Source organism: Paenibacillus roseus, assembly GCF_016424485.1.
Lineage (GTDB): Bacteria > Bacillota > Bacilli > Paenibacillales > Paenibacillaceae > Paenibacillus_D > Paenibacillus_D roseus.
Map to the genome: position 1 here is coordinate 1 of NZ_JAELUP010000020.1, position 24,573 is coordinate 24,573.

A 24,573-nucleotide genomic window follows, 5' to 3' on the forward strand; every position below is an offset into this window, starting at 1 on the left:
CATAAATTACCTTGTTTGTATACTTACTAATTATTATGCTAATATATAGATTGGAATTATTTTCTTGTCGAATTATGATGAATTAATTCTATTTAAATTTTGGGAGGATGCAGCATTGAAAAAGCTTTTTGCAGTTTTAATAGTTCTATCAGTACTTTTGTTAGATATCAATACTTTATTTGCTATTAAAGGTAATTATTACAATGGAAGCGCCGAAAATGAATTTGAAGAAGTTAGCCTACCGACTATTCAAGATACGCCGCCAAAACTAAAAAAAGATGTGGTTACAGACCTTTTATCCCAGATCAGTATTTCAAACAGTATGCAAAGTAATAAGCCTCAAGGTAAGTTTATTATTCGATTTAAGCAAGAATTTAATGTTGACGAGTTTCTACCTTTATATGAAGGTGGAGATTTAATTGAGGGGTCTAGTGAAGACAGTGATTTTAAGGCTCTAGATGAAGAAACAGCCTTTAATCTGGCCGATAGAGATTCATTATACACTGAAAAAGAATTAAATGCCGTTAGCCTCGAATATGATATGGATTTCAAGCAATCCTACTATCATGTCCAAAAACTTAGTCTGCTTAATGGGATTTCTATATCGTTAAATGTTGATGAAGTTAATCATCTCCTCCGTAACCCTACGGTGGAATCAATAGAAGAAGATAAACCTATAGAAATTGCTAAGACTTCTCTGACTGACGTTTCCTCTCAAGAGTTAAAAGAAAGCTCTCAAACCATCCCCTGGGGAATACATTCCACTGGATCATATCTGGTTCATTCATTGGAGCAGGCTGCCGGAAATGCAGTTAAAGTGGCTGTGTTTGATACGGGTATTGCAAGCCATCCAGATTTGCATATAGCAGGTGGGGTATCTTTTGTAAGCTCCGAAGCCGATTATGAAGATCAAAATGGACATGGAACCCATATTGCGGGGACAATCGCTGCACTTGATAATGCAATAGGTGTCGTCGGAGTGGCACCTCAGTCGAACTTATACTCAGTTCAAGTGATCGATGCGGCAGGGGACGGCTATACGAGCTCTGTTCTTCAAGGTATTGACTGGGCGATTGAGAACAACATTGACATTATTAATATGAGTTTTATTGCTTCACAATATAGCGATGCCCTACATACGGCTATTCAACAAGCTCAAGCGGCTGGCATCCTTATAATTGCCGCTGCTGGTAATGTCGGTGCAGGAGAGAACACCGTACAGTACCCGGCCAAATATCCGGATGTTGTTGCAGTAGGGGCGTTGGATTCTTCACATCATCGATTGGATTTTTCAAGTACTGGACAAGAGTTAGACCTTATGGCTCCTGGGTTTGGCATTATTAGTACCTCGCTGAATGGAGAGTACGGTGTGTCGGCAGGAACCTCAACTGCTGCTGCTCATGTTACAGGAGCAGCAGCTTTGCTCCGGGCAAAGTATCCTTTATGGACGAACAATGAAATTGTACAGAAGTTAAAAGATACGGCAACCCCGCTTGGTGACGCTCACGAATATGGAGCTGGTTTAATAAATGTAGCAAAAGCAATGGACCTCATCCCAGGCCCAATTGCACCGCTTTCAGATGAGAACTTATCAGGTTTAAGTCCTATATGGCCTCCGACTAACGCGGACATTACACTTGCTTCTTATGACAAAGTAAACAACGGGGCAACCATCACTTCGGGATCATCGGTCACGGTGTCTTTGAAATTGGAAGGTGATCAGAATGGCCAGAACCCGCATAGTCAAATTATTGTAGAAGTATATCCTGCTGCTAATCCGAGCAATATTATCGCAACAAAGACGATTTCTAATCCGAAATTACATGTAGCTATACCCTATACATGGCAAACATCTTCAAACACTCCAACGGGGACATACCATATTAAGTATCGTTATCCCTCCTTGGGAACTGGAAACTTTGATGACATCTTCGTCATTTATGTATCGCAGCCAGGTTCTGGTCCAGATACATATGAGCCGAACGACACCTTCTTGACGGCTTACAGTGTCAATCCTGGCAATAGCTATATTTCTTACATTTCTTCAGCTAGTGATATTGACTACTATAAGTTTTCGGCAAATGCAACAGGAGAGGTAACTGTTAACTTAACTATACCGTCGACTGTTGACTATGATCTGTATCTTTACAATGCTTCTGGCGCACAGATTGCACAGTCCGAGTCTGGTACAGGAATAGCAGAACGAATAACAGTTCAAGTGCTCAAGGACAATATGTATTACATTAAAGTCATTGGTCATAGTGGACAGTATAGTACGTTGCCCTACACATTAACGATTAGTAATATCCAAGTTCCACTGTTTCCTGCCCCGACAGGGTTGGAGGTCGTTTCTTACGCAACTAGTATCAAATTGTCTTGGGATCCATCTCCAGGGGCTACTTCCTATCGATTGCAAATCAATGGGGCTGTGGTTGCTACTTCAACCAATACGTCATATACATTTACTGGCCTGAGTCCGCTTTCTAATTATAAATTGGGTGTGGCTGCAGTTTATGCTGGAGGAACAAGTAGTTATTCTGAAATCCAAACATCAACAACGATCCCAGAGTTGATCGTGTACCAGCCGGAAGACATGGACTTGGTAGCGGGCCTAAACCAGTTGTATACATTCAAGCCTGCAACTACCGGGATCTATCGTATCTACACAGGCAGACACGGAGGCACGGGAGCTGTTGTCGATACCGAGCTTTTTATATACTCGAACCTTCAATTGACCAAATTGGTTGATTACAATGATGACACCATTGACAGCGTGTTCTCTCAGGTGGAAGTTAGTCTGATCGGTGGGCAGACATACTATGTGAAAGTAGCCGGTTATGGCTCCGCTCGGCTTCGTGCTCGTATTACTGCGGAAGTTGTAAGCTCTTCGATTCCATATATCCAGTTGGATCGTGCAGTGAATATCAACCAGTTGGCCAATAATAGCAGTGTTTATGTTTTCGTCCCCCCAGCGAATGGTCAGTATCGAATTGCTACGAGTCCTTATAATGGGAATCTGAACTTAAAACCAAATGATACCGAATTGTTTGTCTACCCTAATGCTGATATGGAGACGACAATTACCAACGGATACAATGATGATAAAAAGGATTCCGTTTATTCTGAAGTTGTCGTTAACCTAAGTGTGGGAATACCTTATTATGTTCGGGTGAAAACCTCTGACGGAAGCAAAATCTATGCACGACTTCTTGTCTCTTCTGCGGGTCCAACCGGGTTTACAGCTTTGCAGAGTGGGGTTTCAGTGGATTTATTGAAACCAAGGGGTGAAGAAGCTTATTATCAGTTTACTCCTTCGGCTTCCGGCAAGTATCGTTTCTTTACAAGCAATTATCAAAGGACTCTTCAATTAAACGATACAGAAATTGAGCTGTATTCCGATATTGGACTGCGGAACTTGATCGATTTCAATGACGATGTTAAAGGGTACAAACCATATGGGGAGTTGTTCTCCAAACTTGAAGTCAATCTCAATGCTGGGACAACTTATTACTTAGTTATTCGTGGTTCTATTTCGTCTGACTTGAAGGCACGATTCACCGTTGAAGATATGCGTCAATCTGATATCGCTACTGCGAGAAGCATCGAATTGAATCAACTCATCGACACAGACCTTAGCGGAAGTCCCACAAAAATTACATCTTTATACGACGTTGATTATTATCGCATTCAGCTCAATCAACCGAGACAGGTCAGCCTTTATTTGTCAGAGGGTGAAGGGGCAATTGAGGATGCATCTGGTAATATTCGTGGCTATTTTAGCATGCAAGGGGATATGTCTTTTGATTTGCAAGCCGGAGTGTATTATCTGAGAGTTCAGAAATATGCATTGCTTGATAATACTCGTGCTCCTGCCTGGAGCTTCCAAAGCTTTAACTATGAACTGTCTGCTGATTTAAATGAAATTGAATATGTGCCGGGAAGCTATGATGAGGAAAATTCATTCTTCAGAAGCTTAGCTGCTGGGCTACCTCAAGCTTTTGATGCAACGCCAATGACAGGTGGAAACGCTCGAATCACCTATAACAACAAGAAAAGCCATTCCAAACTGCAAGTAGAAGTGTTTACGTCAAGTGGCATATCGATTTACAAACAGGTTATATCAGGCAACTATACAGCAGGCCGAGGCACACAGATTAATTGGTACGGATCTGTCGACCCTTCTGTAATTAACAAACAGTTGTTTGCTCAATATGCCTATTTTCCCGTCTTTAATGATGTTAAATATTGGGCCAAAAGCGGATCATATGATATCGTGGTGTCTCGTTTAGATGGTACCAAGAAAAAGGATAGTCAATCGACACGTGTAAAAGTGTTTAATGATCCGTTAAACGTTCTTAATATTGTTCCGTTACCACCATCAGTAAACGATAAGGGAAAAGAGATTAAAGAAAATGATATTTATTCGTGTGAGAAATGCATTAACTATTTTGAGCGTTATATTTATTCTCCATCGAACAGTGCACCTCCATTAACTGCATACACAGCCTGGTTCCAAAGCATGTATGGTTATACGAAATTGGCTAAGTTCTGGAAAGGTGCAGAGCGGCTAGTATTATGTAACGAATCGGGGGTATTGGCTAACTTCCAATGCACGTTGGATACGATCGGGATGATTCCTATCCTCGGTGAATCAGCGGATGCGGTAAATGGTGTCATTTATTTGATTAATGGGGAGTACGCGAATGCTTTGCTTTCTGTCGGTGCAATAATCCCTATTGCTGGGAATGGATTTACTGGGGCAAAGAAATTTACTAAGATTTATAAGTTTAATCCATGCGGTTGTTTACCGGCAGGAACAATTATCAAGACGAAGAATGGCGACAAGCCGATAGAGGAAATAAAAGTTGGAGATCTGGTACTAGCAAAGGATACAGATACAGGTATACAGTCTTACAAGCCTGTTGAAGAGTTGTTCAATAATGAAACTGATGAAGTATATACAATAAATGTATCTAATACTTCAATTCAAACTACCTCTAACCATCCGTTTTGGGTAAAAGGAAAAGGATGGGTTCCTGCTGATGAACTGATTCAAGGAGATGAGTTGGAAACAGAGGATGGTACGCTTCATAGAATTAATTCCATCTCTTTACAATACGAACCAACAAATGTTTATAATTTTACTGTTAGGGAGTTTCACTCGTACTACATTTCAAATCTCGGAATTCTGACGCATAATCTGACAGATGCTTGTCAAATCAGTAAATATTCTAATCTTTCTACTACTAGACAAACCGATATAAAGAGTTCCAGGAAGTCTGTTATACTGGAGGCTGAAATAAAGAAAGCTACTAAAATGGATAAACCTAGTGGGTGGCAGGCACATCATATTGCTCCTGCTTCCGATGGTAGATTTAAATCTGCGAGAGATATTCAAAAAATATTGGATGACCTGAAGATCGATATAAATTCATCTTCAAACGGTGTATATCTTCCGACAGATAAAGGTAAATCTATGACTGTTATTGACGGGCAAACTGTAGCAACGCATAATGGAGGACATGCGGAGAGCTATTATCAATTTGTTTTAGATCGAATTGAACCTGTAAAGAACAATAAAGACCTTGTTGTTAAAGAACTTAACTATGTCCGTAAGGAACTATTAGAGGGCAGACTTAAAATTGGGAATTTATCAAATTGAAGAGGGGTTAAAGAGTTGAAAATTTATGAACTTAAAAGCCACCCGAAATCTATGAACATTACGTCAGACGAAAAAGAAGATCAAGATCATCCGATTTCATCAGATTTTAATGGTGAATCTAAACGAAGTTTCTGGTCGCCAATAAAAGTAGAGACTATATATAAAAAATCTTATAATGATTTTCCTAATTATCGCATTGGAAAGCCAGTAGTGTCTGCTTCTGTCAAGAAAATTATTGAACCCTATATTAAGGATGAAGTAGAATTCCTACCGCTGCTGCATGACCATCTTGAATTGTATATGGTGAATGTGACAAAGGTGTTGGATTGTGTCGATTGGAAACGATCGGATATTAGAACCTATGACGATGGTGAATTTGCTGGATTTAACAAACTCGTATTTGATTTTTCCAAGATTCCTGAGGGTACTTATATGTTTAAGTTTAGGGAACGTACGACAACACGAGTTTATATTACGCAGGCTCTTAAAGAACTTATCGAACGTAACAAGTTCAAAGGATTGGATTTCTCGGTTGTTCATGATTCGGAATATACGGAAGAAAAGGAGCAAGAAAAGCAACGAAGTTTTGAAGCTGCGTTGTCGGCGATTGAGAACAGCAAAGGGATCGAGTATACCTATGACGATGCAAGAGATAAGGTAGAGTCCGGGAAAGCATTTGTCAGTGGGAAATGGAAAATGCAGCTAGACGATAAAGGGCGATTCTGGATTGGCGAACTGATGCTGGACTTGACCTATCAATGGCTAATGCCAGTCTATATCCCGCCGATCCTACTCGGGCAACTTTGGCATGAAGCGGAAAAGTCCAAAGTTTAAGCCAGACAATTCAACGAATTTCGTACTGTGATCTAATCATTATTTGGGGGAAAAATGATGAAGAAAAGGTGTTTACCTATTTTATTATGCGCTGTGTTAGTTTATTCCTTATTTGTATCTATAATTGGGAATTCTAATGTTGTTGCAGAAGGGACTCCTCCTGTTACATCGCATGTTTTGAACGGTAGACAAGCGCCTAACGGGATATATTACGGGCCAGTAGAGGTCCAATTATCGGCTTATGGCAGTAGTTCAGGGGTGTTAAGGACGCAATATAGCTTAGATGCTGGAGCTACCTGGACCGTATATAGCCAACCGGTGATGTTTTCCGAAAAAAAGCTTTATCAGTTCCTATACCGATCAATTGATAACAATAATAATATTGAATCGCCTAAATTGGTTGAGTTTACAATCAAGCAAGATATATTCAAACCGGAAACCACTGTTAGGATTATAGGTGCTGAGGGACAAAACTCTTATTATACTGGCCCTGTCTCGGTTGTCCTTGAAGCCGAAGATCTACATTCCGGAGTTGACTATTCTGAATACAGTCTTGATGGGGCACAAACATGGGTTCGTTACACTAAACCATTCCAATTGATGGATGAAAAAAACTGGATTATACATTATCGATCGAAGGATTTAGGAGGGAATCAGGAAAAAACAAAAAAGGCCAAGATTAATATAGATATTACACCGCCTACGGCTCCGGACATTCTATCTAGTCCTACGGAGTGGAGCAACTCTCAATTCATCGTATCCTTGATTGACGGGGTAGATAAAGAGAGTGGGACAATGAAATCACAATATAGAATAGGCTCTACAGGAGCGTGGCTGGATTACTCCGACCCGTTCTCTGTTGGAGGTAATGGGTGGGTTCAGGTATACGCGAGGACAAATGATTACGCAGGCAAAACGAGTGAAGTGAGCGAGAGAACCCTGAAGTTCGATAAGATTGCTCCAACTGCTCCCTCCATTGGGCTAAGCACGGAAAGTTGGACGAATGAGGATGTATACGTGAGCTTAATAGCAGGGACAGATGAGGATAGCAAAGTAAGAGTTGTTGAATATAAAACTGGAACAGACATTGAATGGCTTGAATACGTGGATTCATTTATGATTAGGAATGAAGGAATAACTCCTATTTATGCCCGTACAGCGGACTGGGCAGGCAATACTGGTCCTAACGCAGAAAGCGTGGCTAAAATTGACTTTACACCACCAGGAGCGCCCTTGTTTAGTCCGGAAAGTGAAAATTGGACAAATAAGGATGTCCACCTACAGATCATTCATGGCCCAGATGCATTAAGTGGTGCGGATTACAGCCAATATACACTGGACGATTCTGAGGAATGGACATCCTATGAGATTCCATTACTTTTTACTGACGAGGGGGTAACGGTGGTTCATGCGTTTACGTATGATAAAGCCGGAAATACAAGCGAAATAAGATCTCATAAAGTTCGAATTGATAAAACGCCACCAACAGTGCCAATTTTGAAGGCTACTGTTACAGATTGGACAAATCAAAATGTTCAAGTAACTCTTGATAGTGGAACTGATGCGTTAAGTGGGGTCGCACGTAACGAATATAAGATTGGAGTTAACGGTACTTGGGTGGAATACTCAGCTCCTTTTACAATGAGCAGTGAAGGGGACTTCCGTATTTTTGCGCGTACAGTCGATGCAGCTGAAAATATGAGTGAAGTCACAGAAATCGTAGTAAGGATCGATAAAACCCCTCCTAGTATTCCGACAAATTTATTCAAAGTCAGCCAACTTGGCGGTACAGTATTATTACGCTGGACTTCAAGCACGGATAATCTTTCTGGGGTAGCTTTGTACGAGATTTATAACGGTAGTAATTTGATGGCGACCTCCGTTGAAAATAAAATTCAACTCACAAATTTACAAACGAACTTAAAATATTCGATTACGGTTAAAGCTGTGGATCGGGCAGGCAATCGCTCGGCTTCCAGCAATCCTATAGTGTTCAATACGAATGAACCAATGATTACCGGAGGCCGTGACCATAATTTTGCCTGGAACCAACAAGGTGTTGTGCGCGGCTGGGGAAATAACAACCGGGGACAGTTAGGTGACGGAACGATAAGTATGCGCTATACGCCTGTACAAATTTCCGCACTGCAAGGTTTTACGATGATCAAGACGGGCGTTCGTGATAATATTGGCTTACGTCCAGATGGAACCGTGTGGATATGGGGAGAAAATGGTGCTGGACAAATTATAGCGCCAACCCAAATTAATGGATTGGATAACGTAGTTTCAATCTCAATGGGTATCCAACATTATATGGCACTTAAAGATGATGGAACTGTATGGGCATGGGGAATTAACAATGCAGGAATGCTTGGTGACGGGACAACAACATCCCGTTCTACACCGGTTAAGGTCGTTGGACTAAACTCTATAGTGGCTATCGCTAATGGTTATTATCACAGCATGGCTCTACGTGAAGATGGAACTGTATGGGTATGGGGAAGTAATTCACGGGGGCAGTTAGGAATTAATGCTGCCTGGAATCAAGATCAGCTTGTACCAGTGCAAATTTCAAATTTAAGTAATGTAGCGGAGATTTCTACATCATATATGCATAGTGCTGTTCTTAAAAGAGATGGAACAGTATGGACTTGGGGGTTCAACGATAACGGGCAACTCGGAAATGGAGTGGATTTCGAAGATAGCTTTGTTCCGGTACAAGTTCAAAATTTGACAGGTGTTATAAAAATCTCGTCATCTTATGCACATAACCTTGCTCTGACTGACGATGGGAAAGTTTGGGCGTGGGGAGATAATTATTACGGACAGTTAGGTGATGGTACGAAAAACAAAAGGAAAGTGCCTGTTCAAGTAGCTCATATGGAAGGGATATCTGAAATATTTGCCGGAGAGTACTATAGTATGGCTGTAAAAAGAAACGGTTCTGTCTGGGCGTGGGGAATTAATAGCTACGGGCAACTGGGCGATGGCACTACTGTGAATAAGATTACACGTAATTTGGTTAACGGCATCCCTTATCCAACGGATAATATAGCCCCAAGCGCTCCAGGTTCGCTAATAGTGGCGGGGAAAACTTCAAATACAGTAGTTTTATCATGGAATGAGGCTACGGATAATCACGCTGTAAAGGAATATTTAATTTACCAAGGTTCCACACTGAGTGGAACTGTCGGGGTGGACGGGAATACAATTGACATGGCTACAACGTATACGCCTACTAGCCTGACACCAGGTTCTACTTATACATTCTCCGTTAAAGCAAGAGACTATGCAGGTAATTTATCTGCAAGTAGCAATACAGTTAGTGCGACGACGGAAATATCTTTCCCGCTGGCTTTATCAGCTGCTTCAAACCATACTCTTGTACTGAAAAGCGACGGATCCATTTGGGGATGGGGATCAAATAGCAATGGCCAACTGGGAAATCTTGCTGGAAATAGTTCAACTATTCCAAAGCAAACTGTGAACCTGACTTCGGTGATTTCCATCTCAGCTGGAGACACTCATAACTTAGCTTTAATGAGCGATGGAACAGTATGGTCATGGGGGGGGAATTCTTCAGGGCAGTTAGGTAATACGACTGCTTCAATGCGATTTGATCCTCAAAAAATAGAAGGTCTTAATTCAATCATAGCAGTTTCGGCGGGACATACCCATTCGCTTGCTCTAAAAAGTGATGGAACAGTATGGTCATGGGGAAGCAATGCTTTTGGAGAATTGGGCCAAGGTACAACGGGAAACCCAAGCTACACACCAAAACAGATCCTTTCACTCAGTGGTGTTAAGTCCATTAGTGCGGGCTTCTTCTTTAACTTGGTTACGAAAACGGATGGGACGATTTGGGCCTGGGGATCAAACTCAAAGGGCCAGCTTGGCAATGGCACAACGACGAATGCGAGCATACCTTTTCAGCTAACAAATTTATCAAATGTAATTGACATATCTGCAGGCGGTTATCACTCATTAGCTTTGCAGCAGGGTGGTACAGTATGGGCTTGGGGTTACAATAATTCGGGTCAACTGGGGGATGGTACAAAGACTGATAAGAAAACCCCTGTATTGGTCAACTCATTAAGTGGCATCAAGCAAGTGTCGGCTGGGCTATATTTTAGCATGGCTATGTCGGACAATACGGTATACACTTGGGGCGATAATAGCGTCGGGCAGCTTGGAAATGGAAGTGTGGCTAATTCCTTCAGCACGCCCGTTGCTGTATCCTCGCTAAACAATATCAAGACGATTGATGCAGGTTACCAAACAGGAGCTGCTTTAGCAAATAACACGGTTATGTCATGGGGGGGGAACGGTTCAGGGCAGTTGGGGAATGGAACCAAGAATAATTCCAGAGTACCTGTTGCAGCTACTGATCTAGTACCCACAGCTTCTGCATCTGCATCGAGTAAGTCACTGGCTGAGAAGGGCAAAGAAAACAACACTTGGGATGAAGAGATTTATTTAAATTTTAATAACATAGATATTATTACCTATGATAGTATTGCTCCGTTGGTGCCCCAAAATGTGGTAGCCATAAAAAATGGTAATCTTGTCACACTTCGGTGGTCTCCTTCTAAGGACAATGTAGCGGTCAAGGAGTATTGGGTATATATTGATAATGACAAGGTATTGCAGACGAAAGCATATGATTCTGTTGCCATCACTGTGCCTGCTGATCGCTTAGTTTCAATTACAGTTAAAGCAGTAGATGCTGCAGGCAATGTATCAAATGGGAGTGTTCCTATCAGTCCGTAATTGGGTGTATATAATGAAAACATCGCAAGTTCCAGAAGAAAGTCTTACCCTGGAGCTTGCGATATTTGTTTTAGGGTTGTTTGAAGGCTCTTTCGATCGTTGTTGTACCCTTTAAAAAAGGCGACCGCTGCCCAACTCCCAAATCTCAAACTAAAATATTTTCACACGCTGTTCTACCCGACTCTCGTTCCCCGTTCTGATTATCACGAGGAAACTTTGAACGGATGCCTTCTCCTAATATATTTTTCGCATGGAAAATTTTTAATAATCAAGTATAATAATCATATATTTACTTTCACATTGCCTCTAACACTCTTTCTGCAAAATCGTTGTACCAGTGCACAGGCGCAGATAAACTATATTGATAAGGAGGCTGGACTGGGGATGGATCGCATAACAGAGCTATCCGGGAAAATAGAGGAATTGGTAGAGTCGTATTTTCATGAACCTGAACTGCGCAGGCTGGCAAAGGAATTCATTGCATATAAAGCAACAGAATCAGGGGTGTTTGGCAAGCTTGCTTCCCTGCATTGTGAAATGTTCGGCGGGTCGGCAAGACAGGCTGAATACGCCGCAGCAGCAGCGGAAACTATGATTCTGGCGCTTGATATCTATGATGATCTCCAGGATCTCGATAATGATGCAGTCCCTTGGTCACAGGTTCCAGCAGCACTATCTCTGAATGTGGCTATTGCGCTCCAAGCGTTGTCTATTGAAGCTGTGTGCCGCGGAGCAGAGGGCGACGATGGACGGGCTATGCTGGCAATGAGGCTGCTCAATCATGGAATTTTGAAGGCGGTTAATGGTCAGCATACCGATCTGCGCAATGAATGGGCGACCGAAGAAGAGTGCTTGCAGATGATTGCAGATAAATCCGGCGCGCTTGTAGCGGCTGTATGTCTTGCGGGCACAGCACTAGCAACAGGGAAGTATAATGAGAGTGTTGCCGCTTATGGACAGGCGCTAGGGGTAGCTGCGCAACTCCGCAATGACATTGCGGGGGTTGAGAGATGGGACAAGCGGAATGACCTGCTTTATCGCAAGCGGACCTTGCCTCTATTCTATGTATTGGAGGAGCCGGGAGAGAAGGCTGATATGCTGCGAGCTTATTATGACGGGGCATTGAGCCGGGATGATGTTCTGCTGCATAAGCAGGAGCTGATGGAATTTGTACAGGAATGTGGTTGTATCGAATATGCGCAGGTACATGCCAGAATCAAGGAATATGAGATTGAAAAGGTGTTGGCCCAGATGGAACTGGAAGAGCACTGGAAGGAGCAAATCCGGCAGTATATGTAACGCCGCGGCGCGCAAAAACCGCACTTCAATCACGCAACAAACGCGCAACGATAACTGCGTGATTCCACAACATCATATTCGATGCAAGGAGCAAAAGCCCATGTTATAGTAAAAGTGTAAAGAAAATTACGAGAGGCGGTAGTTAAAATGATTAAAAAAATGGTAGCTCAATTGAAACAAAGTCCGGAGCTTTTGAACCTGGTTCTGCAAAATCGCGTATCCCTGGTTGGTATAAGTGCTGTTGAGCAGCGCGCCCTCGTTGACGTACTGAAATCCGAAACGCTCTCTGAGAAAAAAGTCAGCAATAATTACTGGTTGTCTTACTGATAGCAATTGAAAGGATGAAAGGCATTTGAAGTCTGCATCAAAAAGAACATGGGTACTTTTAACAGCGGCGCTGCTGTTTGCCTTCTACTTTATATGGGTCCATTTCAATGTCCCATATATTGCGATTAGTACTACATATAGCGGAGATCAATTCGTGGTTAGTAATATTGAGCAGGAGGCCTGGTCAGCCAAAAGCGGAATTCGTGTTGGCGATGTGATCAAGGAGCTGAATGGAGGCCCTCCTGCTGATAACAACTGGCTAGTATGGTCCGGCAATATTCAAACGGCACAAAACATTGTAGTTGAACGTGATAGTAAGCTGCTATTTTTTGACTTCAGCGATTTGTCCAAGCAGCCGCTATCGTTTAACTTGACGATTGTGCCGATTATGCTGTTTACACTCTTCTATTTGTTCTCTACTTTTATTGCTTATAAGAAGCCCGACGATAAGCCGGCGATCTACCTTATTTTGTTTTTTATGGCAGTAGCCCTAGGTTTTTTGGCTGCCGGCACAGGAGTGCGCGGCGATATCTTTTCTTATTTATTTATGAAAATTTGTATTTTGGGAGTTCCGGTTATTTTTCTGCAATTTCTTGTAGAGTATTTCCGTACCCGTAATATTCAGGTTCTGCCCTTTAAGACAGGGTATCTGCTTTACATACTCATTGCTACATGGCTTGTATTTGAATGGATAAGCCGCAGTGAGGCCTCAATCGGGTTTTTGATCGGCAGCAATTTTGGTGTCGTCATTTTGTTTTCTATTGAAATGCTCTGCGTCTGGTTCGTGCTGGTCAGAATGTTTATCAAGTACCGGCATACCCCGCACGGCTCGCTGCTGAAATATATGATCTTTGGAAATGTGGGGGCATTCGCTCCGTTTATTCTTCTATATATTATTCCGTTGGCATTGTTAGGAAAACAACTGGTAGAGGCAGGTGTAGCGGCCTCGTTTTTTCTCGTTTTACCGTTAATTTATATGTATCTAGTAGCATCAAGACAACTGCTGGATATTGAGTTCATTATTGGCCGTTTGCGCTATTATTGTCTCATTGCAATTATTCCGACCCTGTTATTAGTCCCGCTTGTCGGCACGCTGATGCAGCGGGAGCCGTTCCACTCGATACAGTGGCTGCAATCCTTCCTGGTTGTGTACATTGGCGTCATTCTGTTTCTCTATCTGAAGGAGCTATTGGATCAGAAGGTTCGCAACCGGCTCATTAAAGGAGCGCATCGCTACGAGCAAAGCCTTGAAGGCTTTTCCGCTAAGGTGGCCAATGTAATGAAGGTTCATGAACTGGAGCAAAACCTTGCTGAGGAAGCACTGGCCGTTCTGCCGATCAGTTCTGTCAGTTTTTTGGAGCGGGATACCAAGTCCAATATCATTACGTTGAAAAAAAGCTATGGGCCCATCTCGCTTCAGACTATTATGCCGCAAATTAGATATGGAACCAAACACTTAAATGTAGGCGAGTATTTGAGGACAGTGGGGGGCTGCTGCTATGTTGTCGGTAAAAGCCACTCTATGCAGCATCTGATGTGGATTAGCGACAAGGATAACCGTATGGATTTCAATCATGATGAACGAATATGGCTCCGCACGCTGATTACTTATGTCGGTTTCGTCTACGATAACCTGCAGTTGATTGAAGGTCTGGTACAGGATCTGGACACCAGGGGAAATGAAAAAGCACCGCCATGGGTGCTCCGTCTGCTCTTCCGGTTATCCGAGCAAGAGCGCCGCAAGCTGGCCAGTGATTTGCATGACTCAGCCTTGCAGGATCAACTGCTATGGTACCGTAGGCTGGAATCGCTAACGAACGACAATCAAGAGCTGTCTGAAGGGACGAAAGCGGAACTGATGGATATACAGGAAGGCCTGCTTGATGTGATCCATCAAATTCGCGAGACATGCAACGAACTGCGTCCGCCATTTTTGAAGGAGATGGGTGTGATCGGAGCTGTCGGTGATTTATGCGCCCGCGCTCAGCTTCATGCGAATTATACGATTAATTTTGTGCACAGTGAATTTCAGAATATGCTTGATGACGAGTATGTTCTTACGATATACAGGATTACACAGGAACTGCTCCGCAACAGCATGAAGCATTCCAAGGCAACTAAAGTAGATGTAGAGCTGTTCCATGACGGTGAGCAAATCCGCTACCGCTACGGGGATAACGGGATAGGGATGGAGCAGGAAAGACTCCAATCCTCTTTTCAGCATATGGGGTTGTCCGGTATTCGCGAACGGGTATGGGGGCTGGAAGGGGATGTTGAATTTCAAACGGCTTTGGGAGAAGGACTGGAGGTTTCTATATGGCTTCCTTTGTCGCAGCATGGTACAGTTGTTAATCAGGCCATCTAACAGCCGGGCGGATAAAGCCTCATTGTCAGGCATATAAAGGGGGGGGCAATATGATTCGTGTACTGCTGGTAGACGACCATCCTTCTGTCGGAGAAGGAACGAAGCATATGATTGAGCATGACTCGGATATGAAGGTCACGATTGTATTCTCAGGGGCGGAAGCGCTCCAGTTAATCGAACGGGAAGAGTTCGATGTTATGTTATTCGATCTCAATATGCCGGTCATTAGCGGGTTGGAGCTGACTCGTCGTGTGACGGGAGCACACCCGGATACGGTTGTTCTCATTTATACGGGGTATGATATTGCAGCGCATTTCAATATGCTCATTGAAGCCGGAGCTTCCGGATTTATCAGTAAAGCATCGTCGAGAGAGCAACTGATTACGACAATTCGTTGCTCCTTGCGGGGAGAGGCGGTCATTCCGGTGTCGCTGTTAAGGCAACTGCGCCGTAGTGAAGTGCGGTTCCAGCAGTCAGACGGTCAGGTGATTGAGGAAGTCTCCATCAATGAGAAGGAGCAGCAAATATTGCGGGAGGTCGCTAAAGGCAGCAGCAACAGAGAAATTGCAACCAAGCTGTATATGAGCCAGCGTACCGTGGAGTATAATCTGACACGCATATTTGAAAAGCTGAAGGTTCGTTCGCGCTCGGAGGCAATTAGTGAGTCGAACCGACTCGGCCTAATTAATGATCATGAAATCGTATAGGTAGCCCAGTCCGTATGTCGTGATTTGTACAGATTTGCAGCAATACCCGAACCCATTCCTGAGGGAGGCGTTCGGGTATTTTTAATTTGGGCAAGTCTCCCGCAAGCATAGGTCTGGATAGAAAACTATAGGAATCTGATGCAAGTCCGAGGGTATTAAAGCAGGGGAGTCTATATGCCGTCCAAGCCGCAAGGGTATTGCGCCCTCCATATTGCGGTTTACGAATGGAGTATTGCGCTGTTCTCCAGGGAGGATTTCGGTGAAAATCTTTCTAGACTGTTCTATGATTTAAATAAAGGATTGGACATTTGCTTAAAAGCTTGAAATACCAAAGATCTCAGAGTAAAGGAGCGGTCGCCAAAAACTTTTTTCTGTTCAGGTGATAGCGGTTGTTGTGGTTGCGTATATCAAAAGGTAGGGCAGTTGTTCCGCCAATATAAAGCTTTTAAGTTTTTATTTGAAAACTGGTGAATCTGTCGTAGCCGGACAGGGGCGTAAAAGTTAAGCGAGAAAAGGAGAGAGCGTATGTGGCAATCCATTAGAGTTTACTATTACAGCGATAACAAGGAAGAACTGCTCAAGCATGCTTTTGGACCTGTCATGAAGGAACTGCGGGAGCAATTCGGCATTGAGCGGCAGTATATACGCCGTCATTGGAAGTTGGGACCGCATATTGCGCTAATTGTGGACCCAGAGAGTTGCGGAGAGCTGCGATATTATGAGGAAGTGCTTCCATATATCAAAAAACGTTTGATGGAATATTTGCAGCAATCTCCATCAAGGACGGTGCTGAATTCGGAATCCTACATAGCGTTAAGCAGAAGGCTTGGAGGATGGGAATTTGAGCCGGGACCTTATGAGCCGCTGCAGGCTGATAATACCATTGTAGCGGGTCCTGCGGATCATCTCAGCGAGGATTTGGGTAGTCCAGGATTGCAGGATATGCTGCGCGGCTTTTATTCGGCCACGGCTCCGTTGTTGCTGGAGACGCTGGAGAGGACCGAAAAAAGCGAGGAAGAACGCTATGGTCTGATTGTACAACTGATGGCGATTATAGGAAGCTTGTACCCGGAAGATGGACTTCTGCGCGGACATTTGTCTTTCCGTTCGCAATTGGAGGGGTATATCAATCAGTTCCCTGAACCGGATGCGGTTCGAAGACATATGGCGAACTGGACAGATCAGATTGGCAGACAAATTCGCTATCAGGTAGAGGCCATTACCGATTGTGTGGAGGGCGGAATCTACGCAGGGGCTGATCCGCTGCTGCGCCAATGGTCGCTGGCAGCTAAAGCGCTTTATGACCAAGCCCATAAAGAGGCGCTCGAAGGAAAGCTGGTTGTGCCAAAGGAGCAATTTAAGTCCCTTGAAGACCACTATGAAGATGAAATGCGTGTCCGTTGGGGGAAACAGGCTGAGCAGCTCTTCGATTCACCGGCCTACGCCGCGTACCGTATTCCGGTTAATGCTTTCTATTATTTAATGCCGCTAATGGGCATCACGCCGCATATGAAGCATATTTTGTGCGAGCTCATCTCTTCGGCAGTCGAGCGGCTTTACGGAACGACCTGGCAGGAACTGACCGGCAGATATACAGGTTTAAGGCATAGACGGCTAGAACTGGCCCTGGAAGCGAAGGCTGAACCCTATGCAAATTAGCCAGTTCCCTAACGGTAAACACATTTGTGATTGTTGACAATACCAAAGTCGATGAACAGTTGAAGTTGGCATCATGGAAGGTACCGCAATAGTATGCGGACAACTGCAATGATTCTGCGGTGTTATGCAGGTCGAATTTCGGTGTTGCGAGCTTGCTTTTCAGCTAAGATTAGACTAAAGCATAATCCAGTCTCGTGGCCCTGAACGCTGAAAAATAAAATGGATGCTTGGATGGTAAGCAATCGGAAGAGGAGGCATCAATTTATGAAAAATGAACAAGTGATTGAGGTGAATGACGTAACCAAATCTTACGGTAAAGTACAGGCTGTACAAGGAATCTCTCTGTCAGTGGAGAAAGGGGAGGTATATGGTGTAATCGGCCCGAAAGGGGCAGGGAAATCAACATTGCTGGAAATGCTGATGGGTGTTCGAAAAGCCGACAGCGGGAGCATCAGCGTTCTCGGTCTGGATGTTGATCAGGAAGAAGAGACATTGAAGCATAAAATCGGCATTCAATTGCAGGCCACTTCGCTATTTGACCGGGTCAAAGTGAAGGAAGCGCTTAAGCAGTTCCATTCCTACTATAATAAGACGCGTAGTCTGGATGAAATTATCGGGCTGTGCTCGCTGCAGCCTTATCTGAACAAGTACGTTCGGAAGCTCTCGGGAGGTTTGCAGCAGCGGACAGCACTGGCGATCGCGCTTGTGAATGACCCGGAGGTCATCTTTCTCGATGAACCAACAGCCGGGCTTGAACCGCAGGCTAGGGCAGAGCTTTGGGACATTGTGCAGTTAATGAAGGAAGAGGGCAAGACGATTTTGATATCCACTCACGATATGGAAGAAGTACAGACGCATTGTGACCGTGTGGCTGTCGTGGTGGAAGGAAAGCTGTTTGCAAGCGGAACCCCTGATGAATTAATCGCGCAGTTGCCGGGCGGGGACGGAACGATGGAGGATGTCTATTTGCAAATGGCTGTGTTCCAGAATGGGGTGTCGGCATAATGCAAGCTATGCTTACGCATACGAAGATGGAAATGAGAATGTTTTTTCGCGAAATTATCGGATTATTCTTTGTTTTTGTTATGCCTGCCCTCTGCTTCTACTTCTTCGGCAGTATGTTCGGTACCCGTCAATATGGGGACATGACTTATTTTGATCGGTATATCCCTGGTATGATCGGTGTCATTCTGTTTACAGCCGGATTTTTCATTATTGGCTTGCAGGTCGTCATTGACCGGGAAAAAGGAGTATATAAACGGTTGAAAGGTACGCCGTTAAAACCGGCTTACGTTTTCCAGGCGATTTTAACAAAAGGATTTTTCGCTGTTTTTGCGGGAGCGCTGGAGATTATTCTTATTGCCAAGTATGCGTTTGGCGCTCCGGTATCCGGGCACCTGCTGCAATTTTTGTTATCGCTTGTGTTTTCTTCAGTTACATTTTTTGCGATAGGATTTGTAGTTGCAAGTATCGCCAGACGGTTCCAGAGCGCGATGGCGATCGGATTCGCAGCCATGTATCCGATGATGTTTCTTTCAGGAGCGACGATCCCATTGGATAATCTGCCAAGCGGCTTGCAGGCGGTATCGAATTTCATTCCATTAAAATATGCGGTGGAACTGATGCAGAACGGATGGATGGGGCAACTCTTTACCGCCTCCAGCTTGTGGGATGCTGTTGTTTTAGGTAGTATTCTAGTTGTCGGCGTTATATTCAGCATTCGCTTTTTCCGTTGGGATACCGAGTAACGGGGTCACAGCATCTAAGCTTGTTCAATAAAGACAGCTCCGCCGATTGCATCGGATGAGGGGCTGTTTTTTTTGCAAAATAATTCTGGCTTAAAACCAAAATTAGTGGTTGACCTCTAGGTGGAGGGAACGCTGCGGGGCAGAGGATTCTCCCGATCGCTGTTACATAATTCTTTAAGAATCTGTTGACAATAGATGTGAGAACGATTATCATTAACATAATGTAAAAAAGGCCGTGTGTTGAATGAAGGATATAAATTGAATGGAGTGTGTGATGCGGATGATTCGTTTGACGACAACTAATCTGGATATTGCTTATGAGAAAAGAATGATCGTTGAAGATTTAAACATTGCCATACCTCAAGGCAAAATTACAGCGCTAGTTGGCGCGAACGGTTCCGGTAAATCCACCATTCTCAAAACGCTTGCCAGAATAATGTCTCCAAAGAACGGAAGTGTATTGCTGGACGGGAAGTCCATTCATAAGCAATCCACGAAGGAAGTGGCGAAGCAATTGGCAATTTTGCCGCAAAATCCGACTGCGCCTGACGGTCTGACTGTTTCGGAGCTGGTATCTTACGGACGATTCCCTTACCAGAAGGGCTTTGGCTCCATGAGCGCCGAGGATCGTAAAATTGTAAGCTGGGCGCTGGATGCTACCGGCATGAGCATGTTCGCTGATCGTCCTGTGGATCAACTATCCGGAGGTCAGCGTCAGCGTGCCTGGATTGCAATGACCTTGACTCAGGAGACAGATATCATTTTCCTGGATGAGCCCACGACATTCCTGGACATGGCGCATCAATTGGAAGTACTGCAGCTGCTGGAGAAGCTCAACCGGGAAGAGCAACGGACCATCGTCATGGTCGTGCATGATTTGAATCACGCGTCCCGTTACGCTCAGCACATGATTGCGATTAAGAGCGGCAAGGTAGCAGGGGTAGGGGCACCGGCTGAGGTGATGACGCCAGAGATTTTCCGGGAAGTGTTCAACATTGAAGCGGATATTGTGCTGGATCCGCGCTCGGGAGTACCGCTTTGCCTGCCGTTTGCGCTTATTCATCCGCATCAAGAACCTCAAGAGCATCAGGAGAAACCAGAGCGCAACGAGCAGGATATACGCAAGCTGGCGCCAGTGGGAGCGTAGCCATTGCAGTTGTGGAGTGTAATGCGAAAACAAGCATGAAAACAGAGAAGAAAAAATAAAAAACAAGTTGCAATTGATTTTGATACGTGGTATATTATTTCTTGTCGCCGCCGATGAACAGCGGTAGTGAGAGAGTAATTAATGTGCGGAAGTGGCTCAGCGGTAGAGCATCGCCTTGCCAAGGCGAGGGTCGCGGGTTCGATTCCCGTCTTCCGCTCCATTAGTGCCCTTAGCTCAGCTGGATAGAGCGTTTGACTACGAATCAAAAGGTCGGGAGTTCGAATCTCTCAGGGCACGCCATTTACAGCAATGAAGATTGCCTTATCATATAACGGGACGTAGCTCAGCTTGGTAGAGCACCTGGTTTGGGACCAGGGGGTCGCATGTTCAAATCGTGTCGTCCCGACCATCAATATGCGGGTGTAGTTCAATGGTAGAACTTTAGCCTTCCAAGCTAATAGCGTGGGTTCGATTCCCATCACCCGCTCCATAACAAAACTTCTGAAATCCTTGTAACCAAGGATTTTTTTTGTTTATCTAATTTTCGATTATCAACGGGGTGTGTTTTCTCCGTCTGACGGACTCATGGGGCATACACTTTAAAATTCAGTGAAAATAAACTAATTTCATCTCGAATATCACTTTTAAAATAATGGAATACAGAAAAGGTTGATCGTTTCTTTACTTTTAAAGTATAGTATAAGTAAAGTTTTCTTTTTTACTGTGTATTTATAAAGTGAAATTTCACTAAAAGATCGGAGGGTTTTTAATGCCTATTCATTTTGATTCAACAGAACGTACTTTTCACTTGCAGAGCAAAAGCGCAAGTTATGTCATTCAATTAGTTAACAGCGGCATTCCAGCACATGTATACTGGGGGCCTAAGCTTCGCCAGCAGCAGCTTGGACGGATTCTGCAATTTAAGGAAAGATGTTCATTCTCCCCAAGTTCATCCCCGGATGATAAACGGGTTTCATTGGATACGCTTCCACAAGAGTATCCTGCATATGGCGCAGGCGATCTGCGTCATCCTGCCTATCAAATTCAACGTCCGGACGGTTCGACGATATCGGAGGCGCTTTACGTCTCGCACCGCATTATTGATGGCAAGTCGCCACTCGATGGACTTCCGGCAACCTATGTAGAGGATAGCGGCGAAGCTCAAACACTGGAGCTGGAACTGCTGGACCAATTGGCCGGACTGAAGATCACATTGTCTTACTCGGTGTTCAAAGATGTGGACGCGATTGCGCGTTCTGTTCATTTTGAAAATGTAGGCTCAGAAGATATCAAGCTGCTTCGCGCACTCAGCGTGGCAGTGGACCTGGATCATCAGGATTTTGATCTGATCCATCTGTCCGGCAGCTGGGCAAGAGAGCGTTATCTGGAGCGTCGCCCGCTCGCTTCCGGCGTTCAAGGGGTAGAAAGTCGCAGAGGCGCCAGCAGCCATCAGCATAACCCTTTTATCGCTCTGCTCTCCAAGGATGCAACCGAGCATCAAGGTGAAGTTTACGGATTCAGCCTGGTGTATAGCGGCGGCTTCTCCGCGCAAGCAGAGGTCGAGCCTTACGGAACAACCCGCGTCACCATGGGGCTTCAGCCGTTTGATTTCAGCTGGCTGCTTGAACCGGGCGAGTCCTTCCAGACACCGGAAGCTGTTTTGGTCTTCTCAGCCGAAGGGATTGGCGGGATGTCCCGCAATTATCACAAGCTGTACCGCACCCGCCTTTGCCGTGGTGAATTCCGCGATAAGCCGCGTCCGGTACTGGTAAACAACTGGGAGGCGACGTATTTCGATTTTACCGCAGACAAGATCGAACAAATTGCGAAAGCAGGATCAGAGCTTGGCATCGAATTGTTCGTGCTTGATGACGGCTGGTTCGGCAAGCGAGACAGCGACAACAGCTCTCTGGGCGACTGGGTGGTTGATAAGCGGAAGCTGCCAAACGGCCTGAATGATCTTGCCGAGCGTGTTCGCAATATGGATATGGAGTTTGGTCTGTGGTTCGAGCCAGAGATGATTTCTCCAGACAGTGATTTGTATCGCAACCACCCGGACTGGTGTCTGCATGTAGAGGGCCGTAGAAGAACAGAAGGGCGTCAACAGCTGATTCTGGATTTCTCCAGAGAGGATGTATGCGATGCTATTGCAGATCAGCTTGCAGCTATTCTGAGCAGCGCTCCGATTACGTATGTGAAATGGGACATGAACCGCAACATGACGGAAATCGGTTCCGCAGGACGTACGCCTGAACGCCAACGCGAGACTGCCCACCGTTATATTCTCGGCTTGTATCGTGTGCTGGAGCGTTTGACGACTCAATTCCCGCATATTCTGTTTGAAAGCTGCTCCGGGGGCGGCGGCCGTTTTGATCCGGGTATGCTGTATTACATGCCGCAGACTTGGACAAGTGACAATACAGATGCGGTTAGCCGTCTGAAAATTCAATATGGTACAAGCTTGGTATACCCGATCAGCACTATGGGCGCACATGTGTCGGCAGTGCCGAACCATCAGGTTCACCGTACTACATCACTGGAAATGCGCGGCAATGTGGCGATGTCCGGCAACTTTGGTTATGAGCTTGATCTGACCCGTTTCACCGATGAGGAAAAGACAATCGTGAAGAAGCAGGTTGCACAGTACAAGCAATTGCGATCGCTTATTCAGTTCGGAAATCAGTACCGTCTATTGAGCCCGTTCGAAGGCAATGATACGGCTTGGGTCATCGTTTCTGAAGAGCAAACCGAGGCGGTGGCCTTCTACTTCCGTGTGCTTGCTGAACCGAATGCACCGCTGAAGCGTCTTCGTCTGCAAGGATTGAACCCGCAGGCGGATTACGAAATCGACGGCGAAGTATATGGCGGGGATTACCTGATGTATGCCGGACTGCCGGTCAATGAGCTTCAGGGGGATTTCCAAAGTCAAATGTGGCATTTGAAGCCTAAAGCATAATCCAATTGTTCAAAATTAGCATTTAATTGTCCTTTCATTCGTATATCTAAGCGTAAGCGGAATTTGTCCTAGTTTTCAGACGGGGCAGCGCCCGCTTGCGTTTCTTTGCGTCGGTGCATAACAATTTTCTGAAAAAAGTTGCAGCAATGTCTCCCCATTTGTCTTATAATGATTGCTATATGGCTGGAGGCCTGTTGGAAATGGCAAGGGGAAGGGGGCTGAACATGTGGCAAGTGCATGGTATATATCAGAATGGGATTTGACGCTCCGGATTTTAATATCCGTCGCATTGGGCGGCCTCATCGGATTGGAGCGCGAATGGAGCAATCATGCAGCCGGATTGCGCACGCACATTCTCGTATGTATTGGAGCAACTATTATTATGTTGTTGTCAGCGTACGGATTTACAGCATTTGTGGACGAGGCCAATGTCCGAATGGACCCGGCTCGTCTGGCGGCACAGGTCGTTAGCGGTATCGGATTTTTGGGCGCTGGGGCGATACTCCGCACAGGGTCCACAATATCTGGTCTGACGACAGCGGCTTCGATTTGGGTCGTGGCAGGTATCGGCTTGTGTGTAGGCGCGGGATTTTTGTTCACTGCGGTACTGGCGACCGCGATTGTCCTCGTTAGTTTGTTCGTGCTGAATAAGATTGAGTCGCACATGCTGCGTCATCGCCGACATCATGAGGTGATGATCAAAATTGTGGACACGCCTGGAGTGACGGGGGCTATTTTCGCGGAGCTGGAGCAGGAGAAGATTCAGGTTGTACACGTGAAATTCAGCTCTGAGAAAGAGCTGAAGTCCGGCGGGCCGGCGGTGGTTATGACAGAAATGAAGCTGAATGTCAAAACGAAAAACCAAAAAGGGCTCAGCAGGGCAATGGAGCAAATTATCGCTATGAATCAAGTATTGTGCACGAAAACCGGATTTTTGAAAGTGACGGGAGATTCCCGAGACATGCGTACAGAAAAGGAAAATGCTTTGAATCAGTAGGGAATATGCGTGAAACGAAGCTCTTGTCCGTCGAAGGAAATTTCGCCGTTGAATTGACCAAGGTTAAGCTTCATGCACAAACAGGACTTTCTCCTGATGAAT

General features: G+C 44.9%; 13 protein-coding genes and 4 tRNA genes. All 17 read left to right on the top strand.

From position 1 onward, the window contains the following. Positions 1–115 precede the first annotated feature (115 nt). The 17 genes from JFN88_RS07295 to JFN88_RS07375 all read left to right on the top strand — a co-directional run bounded on the left by JFN88_RS07295 (position 116) and on the right by JFN88_RS07375 (position 24,471). Positions 116–5,662 carry a S8 family serine peptidase gene (locus JFN88_RS07295; RefSeq protein WP_199018674.1) on the top strand — a complete coding sequence of 1,849 codons (5,547 nt, stop codon included), beginning with the start codon at positions 116–118 and terminating at the stop codon, positions 5,660–5,662. Between the two features lie 15 nt (positions 5,663–5,677). Next, entirely contained in the window at positions 5,678–6,496 is an 819-nt protein-coding gene (locus JFN88_RS07300; RefSeq protein WP_199018675.1) for an imm11 family protein, read from the top strand. A 54-nt stretch (positions 6,497–6,550) separates the two neighbouring features. After that, on the top strand, positions 6,551–11,266 hold the full coding sequence (locus JFN88_RS07305) for an RCC1 domain-containing protein (RefSeq protein ID WP_199018676.1): 4,716 nt from the start codon (positions 6,551–6,553) through the stop codon (positions 11,264–11,266). 384 nt (positions 11,267–11,650) lie between these two features. Continuing rightward, positions 11,651–12,565 (top strand): polyprenyl synthetase family protein, encoded by a 915-nt coding sequence (locus tag JFN88_RS07310; RefSeq protein ID WP_199018677.1) that lies wholly within the window; start codon positions 11,651–11,653, stop codon positions 12,563–12,565. A gap of 147 nt (positions 12,566–12,712) precedes the next feature. Continuing rightward, entirely contained in the window at positions 12,713–12,892 is a 180-nt protein-coding gene (gene comX, locus JFN88_RS07315) for a competence pheromone ComX (RefSeq protein ID WP_199018678.1), read from the top strand. A 154-nt stretch (positions 12,893–13,046) separates the two neighbouring features. Further along, entirely contained in the window at positions 13,047–15,257 is a 2,211-nt protein-coding gene (locus JFN88_RS24965) for an ATP-binding protein (RefSeq protein ID WP_199018679.1), read from the top strand. 50 nt (positions 15,258–15,307) lie between these two features. Next, positions 15,308–15,964 carry a response regulator transcription factor gene (locus tag JFN88_RS07325; protein ID WP_199018680.1) on the top strand — a complete coding sequence of 219 codons (657 nt, stop codon included), beginning with the start codon at positions 15,308–15,310 and terminating at the stop codon, positions 15,962–15,964. 525 nt (positions 15,965–16,489) lie between these two features. Further along, on the top strand, positions 16,490–17,623 hold the full coding sequence (locus JFN88_RS07330) for a lantibiotic dehydratase C-terminal domain-containing protein (RefSeq protein WP_199018681.1): 1,134 nt from the start codon (positions 16,490–16,492) through the stop codon (positions 17,621–17,623). 264 nt (positions 17,624–17,887) lie between these two features. Beyond that, a complete protein-coding gene (locus tag JFN88_RS07335; RefSeq protein ID WP_199018682.1) occupies positions 17,888–18,628 on the top strand; it encodes an ABC transporter ATP-binding protein in 741 nt (246 codons plus the stop codon). Beyond that, positions 18,628–19,371 carry an ABC transporter permease gene (locus JFN88_RS07340; protein WP_199018683.1) on the top strand — a complete coding sequence of 248 codons (744 nt, stop codon included), beginning with the start codon at positions 18,628–18,630 and terminating at the stop codon, positions 19,369–19,371. Before JFN88_RS07335 ends, JFN88_RS07340 begins: the two co-directional genes overlap by 1 nt. Positions 19,372–19,651: 280 nt before the next feature. Continuing rightward, positions 19,652–20,518 carry an ABC transporter ATP-binding protein gene (locus tag JFN88_RS07345; protein ID WP_199018740.1) on the top strand — a complete coding sequence of 289 codons (867 nt, stop codon included), beginning with the start codon at positions 19,652–19,654 and terminating at the stop codon, positions 20,516–20,518. 145 nt (positions 20,519–20,663) lie between these two features. Continuing rightward, positions 20,664–20,738 (top strand) — tRNA-Gly (locus JFN88_RS07350). 3 nt (positions 20,739–20,741) lie between these two features. Beyond that, positions 20,742–20,818, top strand: a tRNA-Arg gene (locus JFN88_RS07355). Positions 20,819–20,850: 32 nt separating this feature from the next. Then, positions 20,851–20,927 (top strand) — tRNA-Pro (locus JFN88_RS07360). Positions 20,928–20,934: 7 nt separating this feature from the next. Then, positions 20,935–21,008, top strand: a tRNA-Gly gene (locus JFN88_RS07365). A 279-nt stretch (positions 21,009–21,287) separates the two neighbouring features. Then, complete coding sequence (locus tag JFN88_RS07370; protein ID WP_199018684.1) at positions 21,288–23,474, top strand: alpha-galactosidase; 2,187 nt, start codon at positions 21,288–21,290, stop codon at positions 23,472–23,474. Between the two features lie 226 nt (positions 23,475–23,700). Continuing rightward, positions 23,701–24,471 (top strand): MgtC/SapB family protein, encoded by a 771-nt coding sequence (locus JFN88_RS07375; protein WP_199018685.1) that lies wholly within the window; start codon positions 23,701–23,703, stop codon positions 24,469–24,471. Positions 24,472–24,573 lie beyond the last annotated feature (102 nt).